At 48.1% G+C, this 391-nt stretch carries 1 protein-coding gene; it reads right to left on the bottom strand.

The window, feature by feature from the left end; all coding sequences use genetic code 11:
* Positions 1 to 391 (bottom strand): efflux RND transporter permease subunit (locus NE664_15410; GenBank protein ID MCQ4728020.1); only part of this gene is annotated, 391 nt, incomplete at both ends.

The raw sequence follows: 391 nt of genomic DNA, 5'->3' as shown, positions 1-391 counted from the left end.
TCATATTGAACTCGAAGATACTGGGTACCTCCACGTCATCCGGCATGGTGATATTATCCATCTTCTTCTTTAAATCAGAGTAAGCCTTATCCATGTCGGTTCCGTACTCATATTCCATCATGACAATCGAGATATTTTCCTGGGACATGGACTGGATATTCTTAACACCTGACAGGGTTCCAACCGATTCCTCGATCGGCTTCGTGACCAGTTCATTGACGTCATCCGGGCTGGCACCCGCGTACACGGCTGTGATCATCATCATCGGGAAATTCATCTCCGGCGTCAGCTCCATTTTGGAGGAAAACACGGAGGATAGACCGAATACCAGCAGGCAGAGGACTGCCAGGACGGTGGTGATGGGTCTTTTCAGAACACTTTTTGTAATTCC

Source organism: Anaerotignum faecicola (assembly GCA_024460105.1).
Classification (GTDB): domain Bacteria; phylum Bacillota; class Clostridia; order Lachnospirales; family Anaerotignaceae; genus JANFXS01.
The sequence above is the reverse complement of the archived record's forward strand: the minus strand, read 5'-3'. Positions and strand labels throughout refer to the sequence as shown.